General features: G+C 37.6%; 17 protein-coding genes. 6 read left to right on the forward strand and 11 right to left on the reverse strand.

The genetic code is table 11. The features are described 5' to 3' along the window. Window positions 1–173: 173 nt before the first annotated feature. The gene (locus FRZ67_RS21595) at window positions 174–2,096 is read right to left on the reverse strand and encodes a S8 family serine peptidase (protein ID WP_147192641.1); all 1,923 of its coding nucleotides are present in this window, start codon (window positions 2,094–2,096) and stop codon (window positions 174–176) included. 379 nt (window positions 2,097–2,475) lie between these two features. Here FRZ67_RS21595 and FRZ67_RS21600 point away from each other — a divergent pair, with 379 nt between their 5' ends. Together FRZ67_RS21600 and FRZ67_RS21605 are read left to right on the forward strand one after the other, a co-directional pair. Beyond that, window positions 2,476–2,919, forward strand: coding sequence for a hypothetical protein (locus FRZ67_RS21600; RefSeq protein WP_147192642.1), 444 nt, complete (start codon window positions 2,476–2,478; stop codon window positions 2,917–2,919). Between the two features lie 121 nt (window positions 2,920–3,040). After that, complete coding sequence (locus tag FRZ67_RS21605; RefSeq protein WP_147192643.1) at window positions 3,041–3,874, forward strand: metallophosphoesterase family protein; 834 nt, start codon at window positions 3,041–3,043, stop codon at window positions 3,872–3,874. Between the two features lie 136 nt (window positions 3,875–4,010). Here FRZ67_RS21605 and FRZ67_RS21610 read toward each other — a convergent pair whose 3' ends face one another. After that, window positions 4,011–5,528 (reverse strand): S10 family peptidase, encoded by a 1,518-nt coding sequence (locus FRZ67_RS21610; protein ID WP_147192644.1) that lies wholly within the window; start codon window positions 5,526–5,528, stop codon window positions 4,011–4,013. Window positions 5,529–5,782: 254 nt separating this feature from the next. Between FRZ67_RS21610 and FRZ67_RS21615 the strand changes: the two genes are divergently transcribed. Next, entirely contained in the window at window positions 5,783–6,568 is a 786-nt protein-coding gene (locus tag FRZ67_RS21615) for an NIPSNAP family protein (protein ID WP_147192645.1), read from the forward strand. A gap of 141 nt (window positions 6,569–6,709) precedes the next feature. On the opposite strand, the gene FRZ67_RS21620 is transcribed toward FRZ67_RS21615, so the two are convergent. From FRZ67_RS21620 to FRZ67_RS21630, 3 genes are all read right to left on the reverse strand, one after another. Further along, entirely contained in the window at window positions 6,710–7,285 is a 576-nt protein-coding gene (locus FRZ67_RS21620; RefSeq protein ID WP_147192646.1) for a 1-acyl-sn-glycerol-3-phosphate acyltransferase, read from the reverse strand. 85 nt (window positions 7,286–7,370) lie between these two features. Then, entirely contained in the window at window positions 7,371–8,036 is a 666-nt protein-coding gene (locus tag FRZ67_RS21625) for a hypothetical protein (RefSeq protein WP_147192647.1), read from the reverse strand. A 2-nt stretch (window positions 8,037–8,038) separates the two neighbouring features. Then, the gene (locus FRZ67_RS21630) at window positions 8,039–8,548 is read right to left on the reverse strand and encodes an RNA polymerase sigma factor (protein ID WP_147192648.1); all 510 of its coding nucleotides are present in this window, start codon (window positions 8,546–8,548) and stop codon (window positions 8,039–8,041) included. Window positions 8,549–8,894: 346 nt separating this feature from the next. On the opposite strand from FRZ67_RS21630, the gene FRZ67_RS21635 reads away from it, so the two are divergent. Next, window positions 8,895–9,317 (forward strand): OsmC family protein, encoded by a 423-nt coding sequence (locus FRZ67_RS21635; protein WP_147192649.1) that lies wholly within the window; start codon window positions 8,895–8,897, stop codon window positions 9,315–9,317. A 54-nt stretch (window positions 9,318–9,371) separates the two neighbouring features. Next, a complete protein-coding gene (locus FRZ67_RS21640) occupies window positions 9,372–10,556 on the forward strand; it encodes a trans-sulfuration enzyme family protein (protein WP_147192650.1) in 1,185 nt (394 codons plus the stop codon). A gap of 198 nt (window positions 10,557–10,754) precedes the next feature. Here the strand turns inward: FRZ67_RS21640 and FRZ67_RS21645 are convergent, their stop codons facing one another. The 6 genes from FRZ67_RS21645 to FRZ67_RS21670 form a co-directional block, all read right to left on the reverse strand. Next, window positions 10,755–11,474, reverse strand: a complete 720-nt coding sequence (locus tag FRZ67_RS21645) for a hypothetical protein (protein ID WP_147192651.1) — start codon at window positions 11,472–11,474, stop codon at window positions 10,755–10,757. 191 nt (window positions 11,475–11,665) lie between these two features. After that, window positions 11,666–12,130 (reverse strand): hypothetical protein, encoded by a 465-nt coding sequence (locus tag FRZ67_RS21650; RefSeq protein WP_147192652.1) that lies wholly within the window; start codon window positions 12,128–12,130, stop codon window positions 11,666–11,668. Between the two features lie 133 nt (window positions 12,131–12,263). Further along, window positions 12,264–12,629, reverse strand: a complete 366-nt coding sequence (locus FRZ67_RS21655) for a DUF2200 domain-containing protein (RefSeq protein ID WP_147192653.1) — start codon at window positions 12,627–12,629, stop codon at window positions 12,264–12,266. Between the two features lie 27 nt (window positions 12,630–12,656). After that, a complete protein-coding gene (locus FRZ67_RS21660; RefSeq protein WP_147192654.1) occupies window positions 12,657–13,049 on the reverse strand; it encodes a DUF1801 domain-containing protein in 393 nt (130 codons plus the stop codon). A 269-nt stretch (window positions 13,050–13,318) separates the two neighbouring features. Further along, on the reverse strand, window positions 13,319–15,280 hold the full coding sequence (locus tag FRZ67_RS21665) for a DUF5689 domain-containing protein (protein WP_158638428.1): 1,962 nt from the start codon (window positions 15,278–15,280) through the stop codon (window positions 13,319–13,321). A gap of 222 nt (window positions 15,281–15,502) precedes the next feature. Continuing rightward, window positions 15,503–18,055 carry a TonB-dependent receptor domain-containing protein gene (locus FRZ67_RS21670; RefSeq protein WP_147192656.1) on the reverse strand — a complete coding sequence of 851 codons (2,553 nt, stop codon included), beginning with the start codon at window positions 18,053–18,055 and terminating at the stop codon, window positions 15,503–15,505. Between the two features lie 129 nt (window positions 18,056–18,184). Between FRZ67_RS21670 and FRZ67_RS21675 the strand changes: the two genes are divergently transcribed. After that, on the forward strand, window positions 18,185–19,222 hold the full coding sequence (locus tag FRZ67_RS21675) for an endonuclease/exonuclease/phosphatase family protein (protein ID WP_147192657.1): 1,038 nt from the start codon (window positions 18,185–18,187) through the stop codon (window positions 19,220–19,222). The last annotated feature ends 246 nt before the right edge of the window (window positions 19,223–19,468 follow it).

Genomic DNA, 19,468 nt, shown 5'->3' on the forward strand with positions numbered 1-19,468 from the left:
GCGTCGCACTCTTCAGCGTTAAAGTCTGTATGGTACATTACACGGATATAACTAAACAAAACCTACTTGAGAAGAATAAGAAAAAACTTTTTAAGTCTTTTATAATAATGCCTGTTGTTATAAAAAAGGAAAGAATAGATGGCTGGTTTTTTATAAAGATTTGTTAGACAATGTTATTTCAAAACTTTTACTGTCTTCTTTGTAGCGCCTATATATTGTACAAAATAAACGCCTTCAGGAAGTATGGCTATATTATTAAATGGAATGGTGTAATAGTAATTTAACTGCACATTCATAGTCGTTGAAGTTATTATTCTTCCTGCCACATCAATAAGCCTTATGTTGGCTTTTCCTGTTTCCGGCGCTTTTAAATAAACTGTAAGTTGGTTATTAAATGGCACTGGTGCCACAACCAGCCAGTCTTTCATGATAATGCCATTTTTCTTTAATACAACTGTTCTTGTGTTTTCATTGTCTTTATATTGAACGTTATAATTTCCCGGAGGTAAATTATCAAGTCCTGTAAATGAAGTGTCATATATTTCCTGCGCTTCTGCATTCAGTGCAAGTGATTGAATAGTATTACCGTCTTTATCAATTAATGATAATGTTATTGTTCCTTCCTGTTGTGCAATCACTTTTACATCAATTCTGCTGGTGAAAGGATCAGGGCTTGCGAATAACCATTCGTTGCCATACAATTCAATGTTCTGTTTCTTTTTCAGGATGACATAAGCCTCTTTCATATTTGGTATACCAAAGCCATAGCGATTGTCAGGATTATTATATTTATCAGCACTTTCATAAACTGCATTTAAAATAGTCATATTATCATCTGCCGGAAATGCCTGCCATAAACATGCTATCAGGCCATTTATATTAGGATTCGAAAACGAAGTGCCGCTACCTGTTGCAGGTACATTATTCGTACCCCAAATAACAGTGCCGGATCCTACAGAAACAATATTGGGTTTTACTTTTCCAGGATAGCCATAACTGCTGAAAGATGCAATGATACCATTATTATCAACAGCGCCTACTGTGCAAACACTATCAGCATCGGCGGGAAATATTAAATATTTCCAACTGTTGTTGCCTTCATTGCCTGCACTGTTGGTTACGATCATACCTTTTTGTGCAGCCATAGTTGCCCCCTTACTTACAACGGTTGAATTCTTATAAAAATCTGCATAGCTGTGATTGAAAGTTGGATCATCGAAAAGATAATAACCGAGTGATGAACTGATGATGTCTGCACCTGCACTGTCTGCAAATGCTGCTGCTGCAACCCAGTTATGTTCTTCTATAGGGTATTCACTAAAAACATTTTCTGTGCGCATTAACCAGAAAGAAGCATGCGGCGCAGTACCCACCATTTTGCCTGGCACATTCGCTGCAATAGTGCTTAAGCAAAACATACCATGCGAATTATCTTCGGTTACACTGTTATCAAAATCAACAAAATCTTCTACACCAAGTATGCGGTTTTGTAATCGTGCACTGTCAAAGGCCTGCAGGTTATCGTATTGATAAAATCCTCCATCAAGTATTGCAATGGTAATTCCATCACCTGTATAACCTTTATTGTGCAGGAATTCTCCATTATGTATATGCACCTGGTTATAGGCATTCCCATAATCTAATGTATCCTGCATAGTGGATGCAGTGAATGAACTAACGTCCAATTCTTTTATTTCATCTTCTGTCTTTTCTTTTATGGGTTCTGTTGTTTTAAACAAACCAATAGCCTGCGATTTTTTTACAAATGGTAATTGATTGATGGCAGTGATTGTGTTATTGTCCTTGCAATAGATCAATATCTGGTTAAGCCATTTTGCCTGGCTTAAATAAGTAACATTTCCCTTTGCAAGAACCTGTTCTATATAAATCGGATTAACCGGCAGGTCGCTGCTATCAATAACAATATGTTGTTTTGTTCTTCTGTCGATTGCTTTCTGTGAGAGATAAGCTGTTGGATCATTTAAACTATATGGAGAATTATTTTTATCGGTGAATTGAATGATCCACTTTGAATATTGCGCAACCAACTGTGTGCTGCACAAACATAAAATCATTGCTATTGAAAATACACGCATAGAAAATTCTTCCGTTCGAATGTACAACGCATTTATAATACTATTTATGATAAATAGTTTTTGTTTGTGAGCTACAACAATACTATTAAGCTTTGGTTGTGTCACTCACTTGTACATTCAGAACAGTTATCAGCATTCAGAAAGTAAAGTGTATTGCTGAAGCCTGACTGCTGGTGGCTGATACCTGTGTTGCAGTACAAGAGTGCGACGCAACAGGCGATGCCCAAAGCATTAATTGATGGGCCCAAAAAATTGTTGTTTTCAAAGGTTTAATGAGGAATGAACATTTATATTTTTAATAGGGAATGTTTCTGTTTTTAATAACAATCGTTGGCACCTGCTTTGGCATATAGTAATCAAACAACAAAAAATAAAAATTATGAAAAGAATTTTACTCGCAACAACATTATTCATCGGAAGTATGATCTATACTTCGGCAGATGCACAGGTAAGAGTTAGTTTGCATGCAAACATTGGCAACCAGCCACAGTGGGGGCCTGCAGGTTATGACTACGCACAATTTTACTACTTACCTGATCTTGATATGTACTATGATGTACAGGCAAGACGATTCGTTTATCTTGATCGTGGCCGCTGGGTGTATGCAACTGCATTACCTGTTAACTATCGCAACTATGATCTGTATGGCGGTTACAAAGTTGTAGTTAACCGTGATCGCCCTTTCATGTATCACGATTATGACAGAAATCACTACAGGAAATTCAGGAACTATCGTAACAGGCAGGTAGTGATTTTAAACAGTCGCGATGCAAGGTATGCGCCTTTCAGAAATCATCGCAATAATTATGTGGTAATAAGGTAATAATTGGTTTGAGGTTTCGAAAAGTAAAAGTTCTGCCTGTAGGGCAGGACTTTTCTTTCGCTGTAATACTTAATATTTACTTCATGTAAATATTGTTACTTAGCAGTGTAAACGCAAAACCATGAATGTTAACAGGAGAAAGTTTTTACAGCTAACATTTAAAGCTGCTGTTGTAATTGGAGCAGGTAATACACTGCAATCATTTGCAGCTTCAGATTTTATATTGCCTTCAAAAGACAAAATCCGTTTGCGTTTTGCTGTTGCATCAGACGGGCATTATGGCCAGCCTGATACAAAGTATGATATACTGCATGATGAAATGATTGCCTGGCTAAATGCAGAAAAGAAAGATCGTGGTATTGATTTTACAATGATCAATGGTGATCTTTTTCATAACGATGTAACTTTTTTGCCAAAAATAAAAATGAAACTCGATGGTTTGCAAATGCCTTATTATGTTTCACATGGCAATCATGACATGATACATGAAGATGCATGGGAACAAACATGGAATACCCGGTGGCATTATACTTTCGAACAAAAGGATGCAACGTTTCTTGTTTTAAATTCAGCTGATGACAAAGGCACGTACATATGTCCCGACCTTGCATGGACAAAAGAACAACTGGATAAACACCAAAATAAAAAACAGTTATTCGTGTTTATGCATATAACGCCATTTAACTGGACGAAAGCAGGATTGCCTTGCCCTGAACTTGTTGACATCTTTAACAAACAGTCAAACCTGAAAGCTATATTTCATGGGCATGATCATGACGAGGATAATGTAAAAGAAAACGAAGGAAAATATTATTTCTTCGATTCGCATATTGCAGGTAACTGGGGAACAGAGTATCGTGGATACAGGATTGTTGAGATTTTAAAAAGTGGAGAGATCATTACTTATCAAATGAATCCTGCTGTTCAACAGAAAGTGAATACTAATAATATTTAGCAGGCTTTATTGCTGCATAATGTTATGCAGTACAAGAGTGCGACGCAAGTAAAGCTTAATAGTTCTACTGCAGCCTGGTTATTGAAATAAAAAAAGAGGCATTGCGTATGCCTCTTTTTTATTTTCAATAAAATATTTATTTACCTGTGATAAAATCTGCAACATCTTTTTTGAAAGCCGCTGCAGACGCTGGTTCTACATACATCATGTGGCCTGCATTATAATATTTGAAAGTTACATTCTGTTTTAATTTCTTTTCCAGACTCAAATGATCGAAAGTGTATTCAGTTGCAAAGAAAGGCGTGGCAAGATCATACAATCCGTTTAACACAAGCACCCTCAGGTTTGGATTATGGCTCATGGCTTCTGCAAGATCAGTTCCTGTATTAGGCGTTACAGGATCTCCGCCTCCACCATTTTTAGCGTGTTTCCAATCCCAGTCAAAACCTTCTGCACTGTAAGCATTAACATGGTATACGTTGCTTTTATCAACTTTAAGATCGCCATAATAATAATTCATAAAAGAGGCAACAAATGGTGGACTTACTGCACTGCTCTGTGGATCGAAAACAGAATACTCGCTCAGCAGATCCTGGTTAATACCTTTATATCTTGAGTCAAGCCTGCCAACAGTCATATGTTCGTTGCGTAATAATTCCTGTGTAAACTGTGGTTCGTTTACACGAAGATTTGCTTTTAGTAAGTAATCTTTACTTAAGCCGGTATAAGATGCAAGTTTGGTTGCAATATTATCTTTTTCTGCGTCTGTTAACTGATCGCCTTTTGTAAGCGCAGCAAGATATTCGCCACTTGCAAATGTTCTTACTTCTTTTAGAAAAGCATTGAGGTCTGCAGGTTTGTTTGCAAGTTTATTATGGTACCAGGCAGTTGCTGCATAAGTTGGTAAATGCAGCGGATAAGAAATGTCATCGCCTTGCTGAAAAGTAAGTGTACGCAGATCAAGCACCACAGAAACAAGCACAATGCCATTTACTGCTAACCCCAGATTTTCCTGCAAATAATTGGCAACACCTGCACTGCGCATGGTGCCATAACTTTCTCCCAATAGAAATTTGGGAGAGTTCCAGCGGTCGTTATCTGTAACATATTGTTTAATGAACCAGCTTACACTTTTTATATCCTGGTCTACTCCCCAGAAATCTTTATTCTTTGCTTTACCTACTGCATGGCTCAAACCCGTGCCCACAGGGTCTATCATCACAATATCACTTACATCAAGAATTGAGTTCATGTTGTCTTCCATTTTATATGGCGGTGGCGGATTGTCATATGGATCATTTACCACCACTTTCCTTGGGCCCATTACACCAAGGTGTAACCACATAGAAGAAGAACCCGGCCCTCCGTTGTATGAAAAGGTAATCGGTCTTTTTGCCGCATCTGCCTCTCCATCTTTTGTATAAGCTGTATAACCATACAATGCCACCTGTTCATCTTTCTCATTTTTTAAAATGATGGCACCGGCGGTAGCAGTGTAATTAATAAGCTTACCATTAATAGTAATGCTGTGCTTCGTTACAGATTTTACAGGTGCCGGTATAGGCGTAGTATCATTAATTGCCGGCGGCGTTTGCGTGTATCCAATACTTGTAAAACATAACAATAGCAAGAATAAATAAACACGTTTTCTCATAAACAGATTTTTATTAAGTATACAAGATAAGGAGAATAAAATTTTTTATGCACCCAACTTTAGAATTAATATTAAGCTTTTGTTGCGTCGCACTCTTGTACTGTTTGTTTCTTTATTCAGCATCAGCGGGCATACTATTTGAAAATTAATTTGATTTTTTATTGCGGGGTTCCGCAGAATGTTTGCAGTATATAATTTACTTGTACTAATTTCGGTGCGTCTTATAAATTTATATAACGATCATAAGTATGAAAATGAAACAATCTTTAATTATTGCCTGTCTTTCCTCTTTCGTTTTGATAAGCACACTTGCTTTTGCTCAAAAAACTCCCGAAAGAGAATATTATAAACTAATAGTGTATCATTATAAAGATGCCGTTCAGGAGGATATACTGGATACCTATCTTGAGCATGCACTTTTACCTGCACTGCACAGGCAAAAGGTTTCAGATGTAGGTGTGTTCAAAAGTCTTTCCAATGACACGGTTACAGATAAATTATTGTATGTGTTCATGCCATTCAAATCTCTAAAAGATATGAAGAATATGGAAGAAGATATCGACAAAGACAAAGCATATCAGGCAGCCGGCAGTAATTACATCGATGCCGCTTATAATAAACCACCTTATACAAGAAAGGAAACAATTATTTTGTATGCATTTCCAATGGCTCCTAAAATGCAATTACCACAGTTAAAATCAGCCGCAAATGAAAGAGTGTATGAGTTGCGCAGTTATGAAAGTGCCACGGAAAAAGTGTTTGCAAACAAAGTAAGAATGTTTAATGAGGGTGGGGAAGTGCCGCTCTTTAAACGACTTAATTTCAATGCTGTTTTTTACAGTGAAGTAATTGCAGGCCCTAAAATGCCTAACCTGATGTACATGACCACATTTGAAAATATGCAGGACCGTGAAGCCCATTGGAAGGCCTTTGGTGCAGATGAAGAGTGGAAAAAATTATCTTCTATGCCAGAATATCAAAATAATGTACAGCATATAGATATCACTTTTTTAAGACCAACAAATTATTCCGATTTTTAATTTCCCCTGCTCTTTATGCAGCAACCTTTTTGCTGCATAAAGAACTCATATATAGTGTTTCTATCTGCTGCTTCATCACGCAGGTTGCTCAACCAAGCCTGACAGCATCGATCCGGTTTAGTATAAAAAATAAACTGTACTTTATAGATAGTCAATATCCACACTGAAATTGTCAGGATATTTTGCATGAAACTGTTTATAAAACTGCATAATCTCTTTCATGTCTTTATCCATATCAGATGGGTAAATAATTTTGCCAATGCCGGCAATCTTTTTTAGATAATCTACATAACCAAGTAATATCGGCACATTACACTCTTTAGCTACATGATAAAAACCGGTTCGCCAATGTTCGTTTTTGCTACGGGTACCTTCAGGTGTAAGCAATAAAATCAGTTCATCATTTTCTTTGAAGAGCGCCATTAACGCTTCTGTCTGGCTTAAACGTGGCTCACCTTCTTTTTTGGCAGAACGGTCAATGCCAATACCACCAAGCGGTTTAGTAATTAAGCTGAATGGAAAACGAACCCATTCCTTTTTTATAGCATAGCGGATCTTTAGCCGGTAAATTATAAATGCTGCCATCGCATACCAATAATCCCAGTTACTGGTATGTGGTGCCGCTATTACAATGCATCGCTTAATCTGCGGGGGCACGTTAGTGTCGAGTTTCCATCCGGTGACCCAAAAAATGAAACGGCAAAAAAGTCTTAGCATGCAGCAGTGGTTATACGAGCAAAGTAACTTTTATTACAACAATGCGCATGAAAAGTTTTGTAAATGCTTTTAAGTCTTGAGTATATTATTTAGCACTTTTAAATTCATCTATCTCTTTCATAAAAGCAATGGCTTGTGTAACGCCGGTCCATTCACTATTGCCAAATAATATTCTAAACCATCTTTTATTTACATTTTTAAAAGAAATATTCATGTAGAGCCATACGGAAAGAAATGTAAGTAATACTGTTGCTGCTGCCTGTACTATCAGCCAACCCGTACCTGCATTTGCTAAGAGTGTTGGTGTAATAAACCATGTAGAATAAAATGGCATCTGCAGAAAAAGAATACGTGTTATTTTCAAAGTCGATGTTTGCAGCTCTGCAAGTTTTCTTTGTGTGTAAGTAATACTATCACTTTCTTTTATCTGTGCTATCAGCACAAGATGTTTGATATAAACAATAATGGCAATAATGGAAATAAACATCACAGCATATGCTGATAAAGCAAAGAAAATATTACCAACAGTATATGCAGCAAAGCCAAGTGATCCGAGCAACCACACCCAAAGCAAGCCAAGCAATATACCAAGCACTTTAATAATAGCAACTGAAGTAAGTTTTGATTTTGCTTTTTGTGTTTGTATAGTAATAATACAATCCATATTTAATTGCATTACATTCATGAGCCATGTATCATTATCTTTTTCTTTAAAAGATTGTAACATGTTTTCAAAAGATTTGTCTTCCATAATTATTTGTTTAACCCTGATACTTTTTGTTTCAGGTTGTTTTTAATGCGATTAATTTTTGTAGCAGTGTTTGTTTCTGTAATGCCAAGAATAACGGCTATTTCGGCATAACTCTTGCCATCTATATAAAGCAGCATTAATGCCCTGTCTAGTGTGTTGAGTTCGTTGATAAATTGCTCCAGCAATAAAGTGTTTTCTGTTGCTGCATCATGTCGCTCAGTTGTATCTGCTATCTCTTTTTCATTTGCATCGATAGAAATCGTTGAAGTATTCCTGCTTTGCTTTCTATAAGAACTAATAGCAACATTCAACGCTATGCGATACATCCATGTAGAAAATTTATGGCTGTTATCAAAACCACTCCAGGATTTCCAAACGTTGTAAATAATTTCCTGTGCAAGATCTTCGCGATCATGAATATTAGCACAATAGGCATTACAAACCTTGAAAATAATTCCCTTGTTGTCCTGTATTAGTTGCGTAAATGCCTGTTTATCTGCCTCGCTATTCATGTGATTGTTCGTGTCTGAATAATTATTCGCAGAAAGGTCAGAAAAATCACAGTGAAGTATAAAATTTTTTTGTAACAAGCTGTAGGGCATCTGGCATCGCTGGTTGTATCACTCACTTCAGGGTTCGAAGCTGTATTGTACTGTAAAAGTGAAAGATGAAAAGTCAACCCTGTACTTTCACTTTTACTTTTGACTTTTCACCTGCTGCTACATGCAATTGCAGCACAAGAGTGCGACGCAACGAAAACTTAATGCATATTCTATTGCCCGGCTCCAAATCATTTCTTATTTCGCTAACACCTGTTATTGCAAAATGAAATAACTTCGCCTCCCGAAAATTAGTTGTATGGTTAAAATAGAACTTGCACGTGTACAGAATGACTATGGCTTTGAAGCCACAGACGCGTACGGGCATAAAGTGCAGATGGATACAAGCCCCGAAAGTGGCGGGCATAATTTTGGTGTGCGGCCCATGCAAATGTTACTGATGGGTGTGGCTGGTTGCAGTGCTATTGATGTGATAAGCATTTTGAAAAAGCAACGCCAGGAAGTTCGCGATTATAAGATGACCGTGAATGGTGAACGTGAAGCCGGTAAAGAACCTTCTTTGTGGAAAGATATTTCTATAGATTTTCACATCTATGGCAATGTTGATGAAGACAAAGCAAAACGTGCAGTGGAATTATCAATGGATAAATATTGTTCTGTATCTGCAACATTGAAGGCTGCAGGTGCGGATCTTAAATGGAATGTATTTGTACATCCTTAAGTAAGCATCGGTCTGACCGTCCCGGCCTGACCGCAAATCATAATTATATTTTTGATGAGCGAACAACAACATGAACTGCACCCTTTATCAAAAGCGGTGCGTGTAAGAGGTGATCAAACCTGGCAGATGGAGCATTCTTCTCCCATGTATCTTACCAGCAGTTTTACATTTGATTCAGCAGAAGAAATGCGTGGCGCATTTGCAGAAGAGAATGAAGAAAATATTTACAGCCGGTTTAGTAACCCCACCGTTGATGAGTTTGTTGCAAAGATGTGTGCATTGGAAAATGCTGAAGCAGGCTTTGCCACTGCAAGCGGTATGGCTGCTGTGTTTGGCTCCATCTTCGCATTGCTGAAACAAGGCGATCATTTGCTTTGCTGCAGTTCTGTTTTTGGCAGCACATTTACGATCGTTACAAAGTTTCTTCCCAAGTATGGCATTGAATGTACATTGGTTGCTGCCAACGATAAAGAGGCGTGGGAAAAAGCAATAAAGCCAAATACTAAAATGATCTATTTGGAAACGCCGACAAATCCACAACTGGAATTGATAGATCTTGAATGGGCGGGGCAGCTTGCAAAAAAGCATAACCTTATTCTTAACGTTGATAATTGTTTTGCTACGCCATTATTACAACAACCTTTGCAGTATGGTGCGCATCTTAGTGTGCATTCTGCAACTAAGTGGATAGATGGACAGGGTCGTGTATTAGGTGGTGTTGTTGTTGGCGATAAAGCATTGATAAGAGAAATTTATTTGTTCTGCAGAAATACAGGTCCATCATTATCTCCATTCAATGCGTGGATACTAAGCAAGAGTCTTGAGACACTTGATGTGCGCATGCAGCGTCATTGCGAGAATGCGATGAAGGTTGCTCAGGCATTGGAAAATCATCCAAAAGTTTCATGGGTTAAATATCCTTTCTTAAAAAGTCACCCGCAATACGATATTGCTATCAAACAAATGAAAAGCGGTGGTGGTATTGTTTGCTTTGAAGTAAAAGGTGGCGTTGAAAGCGGCAGAAAATTCCTCAACAGTTTGCAGATGCTTTCTATGACCGCTAATCTTGGCGATACACGCAGCATTGCATCTCACCCCAGCAGCACTACACATTCAAAGCTTAGCGAAGAAGAGCGTTTGAGCGTTGGCATTACGCCGGGTCTTGTGCGCATCTCCGTTGGTTTGGAATTTGTGGATGATATCATTTATGATATTACACAGGCATTAGATAAGTGCTAAAATAATTTTTGTTTGCAGGCTTTTGTTTTGCATGGCATCGGCGGTTGTGTCACTCACTTGTGCGTGCTGTTCTCTTTGCATCATTCTTGTTTATTTACTTTTTGTCTTAACACAAAAAGTAACAAAAAAGTCAAGAACGGATGATATACAGCACATCCGTTCATTTGCCCTGAATAGGCTGAGAGGGCAAAGCCCACGTTAGCGGCTGGCTTTGTCCGTGAATTCAATGAAGCTTTCATTGTCAAACTCTTTAAAATAAAAAATTTCAAAAACTACTTTTGATAAAACTAATTTCAATCTGTTCAGGATTTCGTCTTTGTCGCCAGTAAGTGTCAAGATAAGTTTTGTTTCACTTTCTGTTAAGTTGAACCCTAAATTTTTAAAAGAGTTTATATTGTCGTCATAAAGTATCCACTTTTTTGTATGCTGTTTAACATACGGCAATGTTACTTTTAGTATTTTCTTTGAATACCTAAATCCTAAGAATAAATTGTCTGCTTTTTTTAGAATTAGCTTTAGGTTTTTAATTTTCTTGTCTACAAGCTTTTTTAGAGTTTCGTCAAATAAAGTTTCGTTGCCTGATGATGTCGCCGGTTTGGGAATTTGATTTAGTTTTTCTAATTCTTCATTAGCCCGTTGAAGGTCTTTCACATAATGCTCCTTCATATAATCTGAACTTTCGACCTCAATTCGTTTTTGTAGGCTGTCAATTCTTCTTTGTCTAAAATCTTTCTGGTCAAAGAGTTTGTCGTCAATATTCTTTAAAGTCTGAAGCCTGCCGTTTAATTGATATAAAGCTTGTGAATGATAATGAGCCAGTAAATATTCAGTTTCACCTAAACACTCGTGAATCAGTTTTTGGAGTTGAACCTTTTCTTCTTCGTACAAGGAAATTAAAAGTTTAAGTTGATTGTCCATGTGGTCATTTAAGCTTGCCGCTAACTCAAAAATATACAAAACTTTTTCACCGGCAACTGCCCAATTACAACCCCAACCGCACAAGTGAGTGACACCACAGCCGATGCCATGAAAAACATTGGCCGGTTCACCTGAATAAAATAAAAAAGTTCCGCATACGGAACTTTTTTATTGAAACCAGACTTTATGGATTATTGTCCCCAACTGTAAGTATTATTTTCCTCATCTTCATTGCCTGTTGCTTCATCAGCATCGTCAAGTTCCGCACCAGGAACATCAAGATCATCTCCGGATATATCATTTTGTACATTTAATAATTCACCGTCTTCATCAGTATTATCAAGTACAATATTTTTTCTTGCTTCATCATCTTCGCCTGCCATACTTTCGCTGCTGCTTTGTAATAGCTCTTTTTCTTCGGCTGATACATTGGTTTCTGCATCTAATTCATCTTCCTCAAATAAACCTTTACCTTCTTCATCATCAGAAGAAATTGTTGTATCAATCATTTCTTTCATTTTGGGCACATGTATATGTTCCTGCCCGGGTATATCTTTTACGTCGGGAATATCTATTGTCGTTTCTTCTTTCTTAAGATATTGTTTATCTCTTTTTGAATCCTGCAGGTCTGAAGATATTTTTTTGTTTTGTTCCATAAGTTAGTGTTTACAGTAATTGCTCCCAAAATGGTGCCACAGGAAAACATATTCTTTGCCTGCAACTTAAATTTGCGGAGCAAGGTGTTTGTGAAGTTGCTAATAGACTAAACTTTTCAAAAGATAAAACAAACTATGCAACACGCAGGATCTTTTCCATCTTACGACCTTTAGCCAATTCATCTACCAACTTATCCAGATATCTTACCTGTTGTGTTAAAGTATTTTCTATTTCTTCCACCCGGTAGCCACAAATTAAACCAGTAATCAGGTGCGCATTTGCGTTTAATTTTGCATGCTGAAAGAATGTTTCAAAAGTTACTTTTTTTTCGATCAGGTCATGTAGTTTTTTTTCATCGTAGCCAGTCAGCCACTTAATTATTTGATGCAATTCTTCTTTCGTTCTGCCTTTCTTCTCCACTTTTGCGATGTACATAGGATACACAGAAGCGAATGTCATTTTCGCAATACGCTCATCGTGTTTTTCTGTGGTGTTCATATCTTATATTTAACTTACAACTTCAAGTTATTTCAATCTTTCTAATTTACCTTTTCTTTTCACTATGTTTTTATAGTCCCACTGAATTTCTTTTGATTTTTTCAGCCAGCGTTTAAGATCCTTTGTATTGATTTGTTCAGGAACAGTATAGAAAATAGAAGCGTCTTTAAATTTCCCACCTGCCACATTTAAATTTTCTTCCTCAAAACCTGCGCCACTCCAAAACATCAAACGCATTCCTGCTTTCTGTTTACTGTAGCCAACAATTGGATTACCGTCTAAAAACCAAACAGGGTGAGCGTGCCAGATTTTGCTTTCTGCTTTAGTCAGTTCGTTGTCTATTGTAACTGCGAGAAGGTTACAGATTTCTTTGTTAACTGTTGTTTGGTCGTTATTATATGCCTGAATTTCTGCGTTCATGATTTGTCAATAATCACAGCTAAATTTTGTATTAGCAAAATAAATCTATAAAAAAATATTGAGAATTAATACAAATTATGTTGCATTTGAAAATCGGCAACTTTCGTTTTTTTACTACTGCCATGTTCCGCTTCAATAAAGCTGCTTATAGCATTAACTGTACAAGAGTGCGACGCAACAGGTGATGCCGTTTTATTCGGCAGTTGGGTACATAAAAAATGAAAACTCACTAAATTTTAGTGAAGTTTTCAAAATATTTGAATATTCGGTTAACGTGTACCGAGATTGCTTACATCATCTGTTGTTGATATTACATCCCACTCTGTAGCAGCAGAACTTGCCCAGTCTGTGTTGCCATGTGTAATGCCTGCCTGTCTTCTCACTGTTTTATCTTTTGTGGCAGCGGCATCACTGTTGATGGTCCAGCTATCTCCCGGGTCTATACCAACAAGACCGAATACATCTACTACCACTCCATCTTTTTCTAATGTAACAGCATCATCGCCATTGAACCCACATACCCCGGAATTGTAAGCTGTAACAGCAGCAGGTAATGTTAATGCAGCGCCGGAATTTTTTAATATAATGGCTGCGCCTGCGGGTAATGTACCGAGGCCTGTAACTGCATCCAGTACTGCAGTTGATGAAGCAGTGATTGCACCATTGGTGTACATTTTGACTGTGTATTTAGAAAGATCTGCTGCGCCGCTTCCTGAATTATAAATTTCCAAATACTTATTGTTAGAAGAACCTTCCACATATTCTGAGATGATAAGTGTATCGCCTGTTGGTGGTGGGGCTTCACCATCAGTTACATCATTTGTGTTACGCAACATCATCTCCTTTGTACTGCCAAAAAGTGTGCAGTAACCGGTAAATGTTTTTGCTGTTGTGGGTAATGCATCGCCTGCAAATGTTGCAGTTGAAGAAGTGTAGAGTGTCATAGAACCACTTGCATCGGTTAATGTTTTATTGCCACTGTAAATGCCACTGGTTGCTGTTGCATCTTTTATTGTAACGAGTGTGTATTCTATGTCGGGTAATTGTGTGGCGATCTCTGCAATTGTTAACGCTTTTGGTGTTATTGTTTTGCCTGTAGCTATTGCAACCGATGGTAGTGCAGAAGAAGACAATGATATTTCCTTGGAACCATTATAATCCTGCAATGTGCCGCCTGTAACATCTACTACCAGTGAATCTCCAATGCTAAAGTTTGCAGTTGCTGCACTGCTTCCGAAATATAATTTAATACCCGCATCTTTATCCTGTAAAACAATATTACCCGAAGAAATATTTTTAGCAACAGCATCTGAAATAACCACACCTCCTATTTTATAAGAACCAAGTGTAACATCACTGCCATTATAAAATGATTTGATGGTTGCAATGTCAACCACAGCGCCGGTACCACCGCTGCCACATCTGGCACCATAAAATTTTACATCTGATGTATCGCGTATGTTTAATTGTTTGGTAGTACCAAATACTGTATAAATGGCAATAATAGAACCATTGCCACCGGGCACTTTGTATCCTGCAAAATCTGCATAGCTGCTGTTGCGAAGTATAATAGACTTATCCGAACAACTTTGTAACGTAAAATTTACTGCGCTGGAACTAAGGTCTTGCTTTGCATAAGTTTTTGAAGTATCCGCTACAGCAAATTCATAGTTGTCGAGTTGTATCAGCATGTTTTGGTAAGAGTCATCTAATTCATCTACTGTTACCACCTTTGGTGTTACTGCATTATCAAGCGTTCCTTTTATTACATATTTATCTATTAGCACAGAAGGTATCTCATCCAATCTTGGTGAAGAACCTGTATTGTCAACGCCACCGCCTATTTCAATAAGTTTGTTATAATCGCCGAGATAAAGATCCTTTACTTTTATATATACTTTTCTGCCAACAGGATATTTTGTATAAAGATCATACGCATCAAGTTTTACACTTATGCCACCTGTTTCATCCTCTATTACAATTGTTTTATAAAACTCACCAGTACGGTCATCGGCAACTACTATTCCGCCAATTGTTTTATCTGTTGTTATTTGTTCAAATTTTCCGCTTACATGCATGGCTTTAAGATCGCTGATGGTTAGATCCGGTATTATATCAGGTGCTGTATAAACAGGGGGTTCATCAAATTTTTTATTACAGGAAACTGTGATGCATACTGCAACAATTGCAAGGCTCGTAAACGATAAGAAACACTTTAATCTATTTTTCATAAAATGAATTTGCATTGAATAATTTTTTTAAAGGTTAATTTGAATATCGGCTTTATGTCTCTGGGCATCGCCGGTTGTGTCACTCACTTATACGTTCGGAACATTGCTTAACAAAGAACAAAACCCTGAAGAGTCCGACGCAAGTAAGGCTTTATAGCAGTAATGCAGTCTTGCTCCCAAAAAATCCAACCTGCCTTTTTTATTTCCTGAATTTGAATAACACTAAAATCTTAATGTAACACTGGCGAAATAATTTAAACCATACGCATAATATAATTTGGCCGGGAACTGGTTAGGATCTTTTGTATCAAAATCAAAACGCAGTTGTTCATAACCACCGGTAACTATATTTTTATTATTTAGCAGGTTATTGATACCAACATTAAATACCAGGTACATGGGTTTAAGTTTTTGTGTTGTTCTGCTGATCTTGTAGGAATAACCACCAAAGAAATCGACTGTATATGCAGCTTTTAGTCTCGTTTGGTCTATGATTTCCTGCCATTGCGTGCTTTTTGGATCAACACCCTCCACTGCTGCTGCGGTTCTTCGTATGGGATTAAAGTCGAGCCACATCTGGTCAAAATAATTGCCCGTTAAACTTAAGAACCAAAATTTTGGTGAACGGTAAGTAAAGCCTAAGCTATAAGCTTCCTGTGGCGTTGCAGCAATCCTGTAGTTTTCAGAATACACTGTTTGTTTATCCAGTATCTCTGCGGTATTATCTAGCGATACAACTGCGTTTTGCCTGCTGTTGTAATAGTAGCGGCCAACAGCTGCTGCGGCATTTACGGTAAGGTTGCGGGCAACTTTGGCTTCAAAACCAAATTCGCCACCGAAATGAAGTTTATCAATATTGCTTAATGCATAGTTGACAAAATTCTGATAAGTTTCATGATAGAATGTGAGCACGTTAAACCCATGCCTGAATGATGTATAATAACCATTCAGCCTTATCTTAAGTTTTGGTGCATTAAGTATATAGCCTGCTTCTGCTGTTTGTATTATTTCTGAAGTAAGATCATCCTGTTCAATATTTCTTGTTCTGGGTGCTATATAGGCATTCTCAAAGAATGGAGCTCTGGTGCTATAAGCGGCGTTGACATATAAATAATTTCTGCCATTAAGCTTATAGGTAAAGCCCCCTTTAAAAGAAAAGTTTACAAAATAGTTTATGTCTGATTTGCCATAAGAATCATCAGGAAATAATCCATTCCTTACATTTCCTTTTCGCCAGAAAACATTCTGTGAAACTTCACCTGCAAGAAAGAAATCTAATTTATTGTATTTAAAAGATGTTTGTGCCCATGCTGCAGTTCTTATAACATCGATGTCGTAATTATATCCATACTTTTCTCCCACCTTTACAAGCCCGTTGGGGTGATCCAGGTTATTTTGCGCTGCGTTGTTGTTACCCGGAAAACTTCTTTCTGCAAACTGGTTAAGGTCAACATAAAATTCACCACCCAACAGGTCATCTATTTGCTGGTAATAAATATTTTTTTGAGATTGCACTGTTAGCCCGGCAGTAAAATCAAGATGATCGCTAAAGCTGGAATTAAGTGTTGAATTAAAATTAAATTTTTTTGTATCAGTAACTCTGTCGGATAAAATATACAATGCACGATGCCCGGTAACATTATTTCCGGCAATACCATCAGCATTGTAAATTGTTTCGTTGTTATCCCTGTTTACATCATAAAAATTTTGCCAGTTTATTTGCCTGTTGGCTTCATTATTCTTTAAAAGACCTGTTACTATATCTTTTATTGCAGGATCTGTTTGAAAGCTTGGCAAATAACGATAATAATCAGGTCTTGGGTCCGGTGCATTATACCAGTCAACACCACTTATGCTTCTTTTACCAAATGAATACCCTGCTGCTGTCAGTAGTGAAGTATGGTCGTTTATCCTGAACTCATGTGTAAGTATAAATACAGGTTGGTTAGTTTTACCCACACTTGCATTTCTTTTTTTGCCATTTTGGTATCCCCAATAAGGATTGTAAAAATGCGTGCCCGCCAGTTCCTGCATTTCGGTAACAGCAGCACCTTGCCTTCCATTCTCTGTAGGCGCTCCAAACGCTGCAAGTGAAAGCATATTTCTTTGCCCCACCCTTTTATCTACAGCAAAAAAATAACTCCACCCATCATAATAAGTGCCGGGTACATAACCTTCATCGGCCCAGCGGCGACTGCCTGAAAAAGAAAATGCCCATCCTTTTTTATTAATGCCTGTGCTGTGTGTAAGCATCCATCTGTGATTATAGCTGCGGTTAGAGTATGCATAACTAAAACTGGTTTGTTTGCGTTGCTTACTTGCTCTTGCATCAATGCTTGTACTGGTACCTGGTGCACCAAAAGCAAACGTGCCCGGTCTTAACCCAATAGCCATATCGCGGTTGCGCATTACATCATTTAATCCGCCCCATAAACCAAAAGGTGTAAAACCATTATCAAGGTTCGTTATTGGAATACCATTCATAAATGTTGCAGAAAGATCTGCATCATATCCGCGGATCTTAAAACGAAGCGCACTGAAATTATAAGCTGCCGCTGAAAAGAAAGGATTTCTTCCTGCATTTAAAACAGAAGAAACATTTTGTGGCCCTGCATCTGAAAAATCATTGTCGTCTAAAGAGATCACAGGCAGGTTATCCAGTGCATTATCTTTTAGTTCGTAAAGTGAACTGTCTGCCACTGATGTTGAATCTTTATTTTGGGCAAAGGATACAAAAAAGATACAGCACAATGGGATTAGGATTAGTTTTCGCATACAGAGTTTTTGGTATCTCAACAAAACTATACATGTATATTATTTGTACAAAGAGCTCAGCTATTTATAATTATTTCTTAATTCCGCAAAAGCAACACTGTTGTATGTTTGCGTACACATTTCACCCGCATGAAAATAGTATCAACGCTAATTTTATCCCTTATCTTTTTTTATACAGTTCAGGCGCAGAAACAAAACTATAAAGCTGAGGTGATTGCGTTTTATAACCTCGAAAACTTTTTTGATACTATAGACAACCCTGTCATTAATGATAATGAGTTTACACCAAAAGGAGAAAAAAATTACAACAGTACTATTTACAACAGCAAAGTTCATCACCTTGCTACAGTTATCTCTCAAATAGGAACAGATATGAATCCTGATGGGCCTGCGATTCTCGGTGCTGCTGAAATTGAAAATGATACTGTGTTAAATGATCTTATAAGAGAGCCATTGCTCAGTGGCCGTCAATATAAATTTGTTCATTACGATTCTAAAGACCTGCGTGGTGTAGATGTGGCACTGATTTATAATCCAAAATATTTTAAAGTAGAAGACAGTAAAAAACTTTTTGTGCGCTTGCCAGCCGGTGCAAAAGAAAATATTTTTACCAGAGATGTATTATGGGTTAAAGGAAAACTGAATGGCGAAACTGTTCATGTTTTTGTTAACCACTGGCCAAGTCGGTTGGGTGGAGAAGAACGCAGTGCTCCTGGCCGCGCAGCAGCAGCGCAGGTTTGTAAAGATTTCGCAGACTCTATACAAAAAACTGATGCCAGTGCAAAGATCATTATCATGGGCGATTTAAATGACGATCCTATCAGTCCAAGCCTTACACAAGTGTTGCATGCAAAAGGAAAAATTAATGAGGTGCAACCTGGCGGCCTCTTTAATCCATGGGTGGAGATGTATAAGAAAGGTTATGGCACACTTGCCTACCAGGATGCATGGGGATTGTTTGACCAGATCATCATCGGTTATTCATGGCTAAACAAAAACCAGGATGGTTATTTTTATTTTCATCAGCATATTTTTAATAAACAATACATGATCGAGAATAATGGTAAGTATCGCGGTTATCCTATGCGCACATGGGATGGCAATACGTATCGCGGCGGTTATAGTGATCACTTTCCTACTTACATTGTATTGGTAAAAAAAGTGTAATAGTTTTTTTGATCCCAACTATTAATTCAATGTGCATCGTTCCTTGCGTCGCACTCTTGTGCTATTGAATACAAATGAACAGATAGCAATAGAAGACTCTTTGCCTATTGCCTCATTGCCTTGTTGCCTTTTCTTCCGAACGTACAAGTGAGTGACACAACGAAGTTCAATAGCATTACCAAAGCCTGTACCCAAATCAATATCTCACTATCAAGATTTCCCGATATCCTGTTTAGGATGAAATCC

The sequence above is a fragment of the Panacibacter ginsenosidivorans genome, from assembly GCF_007971225.1.
Lineage (GTDB): Bacteria > Bacteroidota > Bacteroidia > Chitinophagales > Chitinophagaceae > Panacibacter > Panacibacter ginsenosidivorans.

Bases quoted from the DNA above. Each gene is read 5' to 3' on its own strand.
- FRZ67_RS21615 (WP_147192645.1), top strand. From the start codon at position 5,783: ATGAAACAATCTTTAATTATTGCCTGTCTTTCCTCTTTCGTTTTGATA.
- FRZ67_RS21670 (WP_147192656.1), bottom strand. From the start codon at position 18,055: ATGCGAAAACTAATCCTAATCCCATTGTGCTGTATCTTTTTTGTATCC.
- FRZ67_RS21605 (WP_147192643.1), top strand. From the start codon at position 3,041: ATGAATGTTAACAGGAGAAAGTTTTTACAGCTAACATTTAAAGCTGCT.
- FRZ67_RS21655 (WP_147192653.1), bottom strand. From the start codon at position 12,629: ATGAACACCACAGAAAAACACGATGAGCGTATTGCGAAAATGACATTC.
- FRZ67_RS21650 (WP_147192652.1), bottom strand. From the start codon at position 12,130: ATGGAACAAAACAAAAAAATATCTTCAGACCTGCAGGATTCAAAAAGA.
- FRZ67_RS21675 (WP_147192657.1), top strand. From the start codon at position 18,185: ATGAAAATAGTATCAACGCTAATTTTATCCCTTATCTTTTTTTATACA.
- FRZ67_RS21665 (WP_158638428.1), bottom strand. From the start codon at position 15,280: ATGAAAAATAGATTAAAGTGTTTCTTATCGTTTACGAGCCTTGCAATT.
- FRZ67_RS21595 (WP_147192641.1), bottom strand. From the start codon at position 2,096: ATGCGTGTATTTTCAATAGCAATGATTTTATGTTTGTGCAGCACACAG.
- FRZ67_RS21635 (WP_147192649.1), top strand. From the start codon at position 8,895: ATGGTTAAAATAGAACTTGCACGTGTACAGAATGACTATGGCTTTGAA.
- FRZ67_RS21645 (WP_147192651.1), bottom strand. From the start codon at position 11,474: ATGGACAATCAACTTAAACTTTTAATTTCCTTGTACGAAGAAGAAAAG.
- FRZ67_RS21640 (WP_147192650.1), top strand. From the start codon at position 9,372: ATGAGCGAACAACAACATGAACTGCACCCTTTATCAAAAGCGGTGCGT.
- FRZ67_RS21600 (WP_147192642.1), top strand. From the start codon at position 2,476: ATGAAAAGAATTTTACTCGCAACAACATTATTCATCGGAAGTATGATC.
- FRZ67_RS21625 (WP_147192647.1), bottom strand. From the start codon at position 8,036: ATGGAAGACAAATCTTTTGAAAACATGTTACAATCTTTTAAAGAAAAA.
- FRZ67_RS21620 (WP_147192646.1), bottom strand. From the start codon at position 7,285: ATGCTAAGACTTTTTTGCCGTTTCATTTTTTGGGTCACCGGATGGAAA.
- FRZ67_RS21660 (WP_147192654.1), bottom strand. From the start codon at position 13,049: ATGAACGCAGAAATTCAGGCATATAATAACGACCAAACAACAGTTAAC.
- FRZ67_RS21610 (WP_147192644.1), bottom strand. From the start codon at position 5,528: ATGAGAAAACGTGTTTATTTATTCTTGCTATTGTTATGTTTTACAAGT.
- FRZ67_RS21630 (WP_147192648.1), bottom strand. From the start codon at position 8,548: ATGAATAGCGAGGCAGATAAACAGGCATTTACGCAACTAATACAGGAC.